Annotated in this window: 5 protein-coding genes and 1 pseudogene; 4 read left to right on the top strand and 2 right to left on the bottom strand. The window is 44.4% G+C overall.

Annotation, left to right across the window (positions count from 1 at the left end; all coding sequences use genetic code 11):
- The 3 genes from QUA07_RS02330 to QUA07_RS02320 form a co-directional block, all read left to right on the top strand.
- Positions 1 to 563: leucine-rich repeat domain-containing protein (locus tag QUA07_RS02330; protein ID WP_333322267.1), on the top strand; the 563-nt coding region annotated here is incomplete at its 5' end.
- A 358-nt stretch (positions 564 to 921) separates the two neighbouring features.
- The gene (locus tag QUA07_RS02325) at positions 922 to 1,818 is read left to right on the top strand and encodes a leucine-rich repeat domain-containing protein (RefSeq protein ID WP_333322264.1); all 897 of its coding nucleotides are present in this window, start codon (positions 922 to 924) and stop codon (positions 1,816 to 1,818) included.
- 324 nt (positions 1,819 to 2,142) lie between these two features.
- On the top strand, positions 2,143 to 2,781 hold the full coding sequence (locus tag QUA07_RS02320; RefSeq protein WP_333322262.1) for a leucine-rich repeat domain-containing protein: 639 nt from the start codon (positions 2,143 to 2,145) through the stop codon (positions 2,779 to 2,781).
- A 484-nt stretch (positions 2,782 to 3,265) separates the two neighbouring features.
- On the opposite strand, the gene QUA07_RS02315 is transcribed toward QUA07_RS02320, so the two are convergent.
- Positions 3,266 to 3,400, bottom strand: coding sequence for a hypothetical protein (locus QUA07_RS02315; protein WP_333322586.1), 135 nt, complete (start codon positions 3,398 to 3,400; stop codon positions 3,266 to 3,268).
- Here QUA07_RS02315 and QUA07_RS02310 point away from each other — a divergent pair.
- Positions 3,347 to 4,841 (top strand): IS5 family transposase gene (locus tag QUA07_RS02310; RefSeq protein ID WP_333322260.1). Its coding sequence is split into 2 segments (ribosomal slippage): positions 3,347 to 4,291 and positions 4,293 to 4,841, totalling 1,494 coding nucleotides; the frame shifts between segments, so codons are not numbered across the junction. The genes QUA07_RS02315 and QUA07_RS02310 overlap by 54 nt on opposite strands.
- Before the next feature lie 212 nt (positions 4,842 to 5,053).
- On the opposite strand, the pseudogene QUA07_RS02305 reads toward QUA07_RS02310, so the two are convergent.
- A pseudogene (locus QUA07_RS02305) lies at positions 5,054 to 6,033 on the bottom strand (S-layer family protein); the annotation flags it as partial.

The following is a 6,033-nucleotide window of genomic DNA, read 5'->3' as shown; positions in this document are numbered from 1 at the left end:
GCGATATCAAACCGTTCGCATCCTTGACTAAACTGGCTTCGCTCAACCTCTACAAAAATCAAATCAACGACATCAAACCGCTCGCATCCTTGACTAAACTGACTTTGCTCTGGCTCGGCGAAAATCAAATCAACGACATCAAACCGCTCGCATCCTTGACTAACCTGAATGGACTCGTCCTCACCAAAAATCAAATCAGCGATATCAAACCGCTCACATCCTTGACTAAACTGACTTTGCTCAACCTCGGTGAAAATCAAATCAGCGACATCAAACCGCTCGCATCCTTGACTAACCTGAATGGACTCGTCCTCACCAAAAATCAAATCAGCGACATCAAACCGCTCACATCCTTGACTAAACTGACTTTGCTCTGGCTCGGCGAAAATCAAATCAGCGACATTAAACCGCTCACATCCTTGACTAAACTGGCTTCACTCAACCTCAGCGGAAATCAAATCAGCGACATCAAACCACTCGCATCCTTGACTAGACCTCTTGCACAAAGCCTTTTCATAAATTTATTGGACAGGCTCTTCTACCTATCTCACAAGAAAAAATAACTCTTGTGGAATGGCCGAAGAGCCCGTTCTAGTTATTTTTGCAAGAAGTCTACTAAACTGACCAATCTCTACCTCAGTGGAAATTCAAGTGTACCCAAGACTTGTCCTTTCAAGCCAGAGTTTATCTGTAAGTGGGAACCAGAACCTAGCTTTCAAAATTTAAGAGTTCAGAGAATATGAATATCGTGACCTAGCCTTCGGGCGTGGCGTGTTAGGTATTTCTAAAGCCTGTTATGCAGAGTGAACCTTACCCTGCTACCTCGTCGCATCAGTTTCAAGCCCTAGGTTGGCAAATATCGCTTTCCAACAAGCTAAGTTCTGGTCACAATGAAACAAATGTTACTAAGAGGTAAACGACATGGGCCCAGAGGAAGCAGTGCGACTAATTGAGTACGTTGCTGATGAAAGTTTGACTCAATTAAATTTATCGGATTTGCAGTTGCAAGAAGTACCATCGAAAATTGTCAAGTGTACGAATCTGAGAAAGCTTTCCCTCGGGGGCAATCAGATTACAGCCATCCCAGATACGATCGGGCAACTGTCAAATCTAACAGAGCTTTACCTCAGTAACAATCAGATTACCTCTATCCCAGATACGATCGGGCAACTGTCAAATCTAACAGAACTTTACCTCACTTTCAATCAGATTACCTCTATCCCAGATACGATCGGGCAACTGTCAAATCTGACAGAGCTTTGCCTCTGGGACAATCAGATTACCTCTATCCCAGAGGCAATTGGGCAACTGTCGAATCTGGCAGAGCTTGACCTTAAGGAAAATCAGATTACCTCTATCCCAGAGGCAATTGGGCAACTGTCGAATCTGACAGAGCTTTACCTTGGCATTAATCAGATTACAGCCATCCCAGATACGATCGGGCAATTGTCGAATCTAACAGAGCTTTACCTCTGGGACAATCAGATTACCTCTATCCCAGAGGCAATTGGGCAACTGTCAAATCTGACAGTGCTTTCCCTCGGGAGCAATCAGATTACAGCCATCCCAGATGCGATTGGGCAACTGTCGAATTTGGAATGGCTTAACCTCAGTGAGAATCAGATTACAGCCATCCCAGATGCGATTGGGCAACTGTCGAATTTGAAATGGCTTTACCTCAATGACAATCAGATTACCTCCATCCCAGAAGCGCTCGGGCAACTATCGAATCTGAGAGAGCTTCGTCTCAATGACAATCAGATTACCTCCATTCCAGAGACGCTCAAACAATTGCCGAGACTGAAAATATATGAATAGCTGAGGGAGCTGTAGCCGTTCCAGATCTAAATAGGAAAATTAGATTATTCGGATGAAACTGCAACGGTTACAAGCTTTAGGCTAGAAAATAGGATTATGTTCGCCTAGAACAAGATTTTGGAGTGAGTGAAAAAATAGCTGCCTGCTCTTCCGCTTTAGGACACTTAAAGTTGTGTGTCACGCGCTTGACACTATTTAATGACCTTAGCAATGTCACACTCTGGCTCAGGAAATACTTCTATCCTGATGTAGGTGCAAGGGTTACAAGCTATAGGTTTGGAAAAGTGGTCACAATAAAATGAATATTACTGAGAGCTAAAGGATATGACGCGAAGGGAAGCGGTGCGACGAATTAAATGGGCTGCTGAGAGAAAATTGAAAGAACTGGATTTGTCTCTATTGGAGTTGGAGGAATTGCCGCTGGAGATTGTCAAGTGTACGCATCTGAGAGAGCTTTCCCTCTATAGCAATGAGATTCGCTCCATTCCAGACGTGATCGGACAACTGTCCAATCTTAAATCGCTTTCCTTTAGTGACAATCAGATTAGCTCCATTCCAGACGTGATCGGACAACTGTCAAATTTGGAATCGCTTACCCTCTATAGCAATGAGATTAGCTCCATTCCAGACGTGATCGGACAACTGTCCAATCTTAAATCGCTTGACCTCGATCACAATCAAATTACCTCCATCCCAGAAGCCATCGGCAAACTGTCCAATTTGAGTGTGCTTTTTTTGGAGGGCAATCAGATTACAACCATTCCAGATGTGATCGGGCAACTGTCCAATCTCACAGAGCTTTACCTCAATAGCAATGAGATTACCTCCCTTCCAGATGCGCTCGGGCAACTGTCGAACCTGGAAGTGCTTGCCCTCTTTGACAATGAAATTCGCTCCATCCCAGAAGCGCTCAAGCAACTGTCAAAGCTGAGAATATATGTAAGTAGGCGCTGTAAAACATAATTATGTTAAGGATTGTAAAGTATCCTTAACCCTAAGAGGATAAGCTTACTTCCTGACCTAGCCACCGATCGAACTTCCGATCACAAAACTCGTCGCTCTCTCACATCGAATGGCTAGGAAGTTAAATCTTCATCACGGTCTGACAGAAAATTCTGTGCGATCAATGTGAGGGAGTTAGAGGACGCTGTATAAAATTTGTTTTTTAAAACTGGTTTCTTGCTTTCCCCGGTTTGCCGGCAATCGGTTTTTAAAAATATTTCTCCCTTACAGTGTCTTACTTGCTGTCTAACCGCGTCTTACACATCTGCACAACTTTCTAGCTTCTGCCTCAAAGCTAGATTGTTGGGGCTGATTTAGTTGCCAAGATGTTTGAGGCACTGCTGCCTAAAAATGACACCCCACTTCTAAAAGCTAGAGAGTCGAATAAAAATCAAAAATATTTTGGGCTTGCTGAATAAAAGCCAAAAGATTTACGAGGTCTGGGTTATGCGATCGTGCGATCGAGAGTCATCGCCGTGAAAAACAGGTAAAATAGGTCAAAACCCGTGCATAACCACCTGCGATCGTGTACCGAAAATTTGAGCTTGCCCCAAAACCCCCATCCGAGTTTGAACTGCACTTCGGAGGAAGCTTGTCACCAGATAACCGTTGGGTAAAAATGGCCGAACTTATCCCGTGGTCAGAATTTGAAGCAGAATATGCTAAAAACTTCCCCACAGAAGTGGGTGCACCCGCCAAATCCTTTCGGATGGCGTTGGGGGCATTAATCATCAAAGAAAAACTGGGAACTAGCGATAGGGAAACAGTCGAACAAATCCGGGAAAACCCCTATTTGCAATACTTTATCGGTCAATTAGCTTACAGTAATGAACTACCATTTGACCCATCTCTATTAGTTCACTTTCGGCAACGAATTAGTCCTAACCTAATTAATAAAGTGAACGAACGAATGGTCGAAAAAATGCGTTCCACCACCCCAGTTAAGACCGAAAAAAAAAAGGATTCGGACGCCAAAAATGAGTCACCCAATTGCGGAAAGTTGATCGTAGATGCGACCTGCGCCCCGGCCGACATTAGTTATCCGACCGACTTAGGACTATTAAACAGAGCCAGAGTACACACCGAAAAAATCATAGATATCCTCTATAAACCGCTCAAAGACCAAATCCAGAAAAAACCCAGAACCTACCGTAATCTCGCCCGAAAAAATTACTTATTAATAGCAAGACAAAGAAGACCATCCCGAAACAAAAAAAGACAGGCAATTAAAAAACAGCTCCAATATATCAAAAGAAACTTGGCTCATATTGAACAGCTAATCGAGTCAGGTGCGACCCTAAAAAATCTGAACAAAAAGCAATATAAAACCTTGCTAGTTCTCACAGAAGTCTATCGCCAACAGCTCTGGTTATTTGAAAATAACAAACAGAGCATATCGGACAGAATAGTAAGCTTAAGCCAACCCCACATCCGTCCCATAGTCAGAGGAAAAGCTGGGAAAAGCGTAGAGGTTTGGAGCCAAACTATCAGCGAGCTGCGTTGAAGGATATGTATTTTTATACCGAATGAGCTGGGATAACTTTAACGAATCAGGGGACTTAAAAGCACAAGTAGAAGCTTATTATAGCTGCACAGGATATTATCCAGAGTCAGTTCATGCAGACCGCATTTATCGTACAAGAGAGAACCGAGCTTGGTGCAAAGAAAGAGGAATTAGAATTAGTGGCCCGCCCCTAGGAAGACCACCAGTAAATGTGAGTAAAGAAAAAAAGAAGCAAGCCAAAGAAGATGAGGGTATTAGAAATGCAATTGAGGGGAAGTTTGGTCAAGGTAAACGCAGATTTAGCCTCGATCGCATCATGGCAAAACTTGATAAGACTTCACAGACAGCTATTGCTATCACTTTTTTAGTCATGAACCTTTCTACCTGGTGGCGCCGGGTTTTTTGTGTGTTTTTATGCAATTCTGGGAAAACAATGCCTGTTTTTGGCTTTAATATAATTTGCGCTTATATTTCACTCAAATTGAGGCAGGAAACACTCATGTTTAACTCTGTTTGAATATATCGATCACTCTCGATCACCAGAAAGCGATCGATTATTCAGCAAGCCCTATTTTGTATTCTGATGAAGTTGTAAGATTTACAAGCCCTAGGCGGGGAAATTACCCTTTTCCCGCCTAAACTTCTAGCGGGATTTTTTCGACGGGCTGTTAAGTCTTTGTCGAAATGAAAAAATTTAGAAGACCGTGGGTACATATTTTTGTTAGTGAATCAATAACATTCTCGACTCATAACGAGTTTCCCATTCGGCAGTCGATACACGCCTTGGGGTTCTACAATTGGGTCGCCTTTTTGCCAAGAACGATTTGAGGATGTGGCGTCACTGGGTAAAGTTTCCACATCTACTGTGGGAAAGTCGGACATTTGGACATCTCCGGGGCGCTGCGGTAAGCCACCAGTTCCTGTAACGGTGAAGCTGCCCCTGGTTGGTTGATTGCGGCGGACAATGCAGCTATTCGCCAGAAGGCTGTCGGTGTTAATCTGATTGTCTGGTAATTCGGTGAGGTTGTTTTGGATAAAGCTGACATCGGGTGTAGTGATGATTCCACTAGCTGCGACATCGACTCGATTATTGCGATCAAGAGTAGCAGGATCGTTACGAGAAGAGGCAGGACCGTAGTTTTCGCCGAAGAAAACAGGAGTATTTAGGTTAAGGTCACCACCTCTGCCATTACGGGCAAAAGCGAGAATATCGCTGTCGTCGAAAGCGAGGATCGAGTCAGCTTTCAGGTCAATGTTGCCGCCGCCTCCTGCACCTGAGTTAACCCTGCTGGTGATGTCACTGTTGCCAACTAGGCGAATATTAGAAGCTGTGATGTTGATACTTCCCCCAGAAGATTGCTCGGAGGCGGTTGTAATTGTGCCATTGTTAGCTTGTAGGGTATCGCGGGCTGTAATGTTGATATTGCCTGCTGTTCCTTCTCGCGTGCTGTTGGTGGAGAGTTCTGCCCCATCGCGCACCAGCAAGCGACCCGTGTCAATCCTCAAATTCCCTGCATCCCCACTCCCTTCACTAGAAGCAGACAAGCCACTGACAACCCGACCATCGGCTGATCTACCAATCACCTCAACCGAATCAGCAGCCGTAATCTGCAAGTTGCCCCCGTTGCCTGCATAGAAAGTACCGGCTGATACCTGTGCCCCATCGCGCACCAGCAAGCGACCCGTGTCAATCCTCAAGTCCCCTGCAT

Origin of the sequence: Microcoleus sp. T3_A4 (genome assembly GCF_036700465.1) — a bacterium.
Lineage (GTDB): Bacteria > Cyanobacteriota > Cyanobacteriia > Cyanobacteriales > Microcoleaceae > Microcoleus.
The sequence above is the reverse complement of the archived record's forward strand: the minus strand, read 5'-3'. Positions and strand labels throughout refer to the sequence as shown.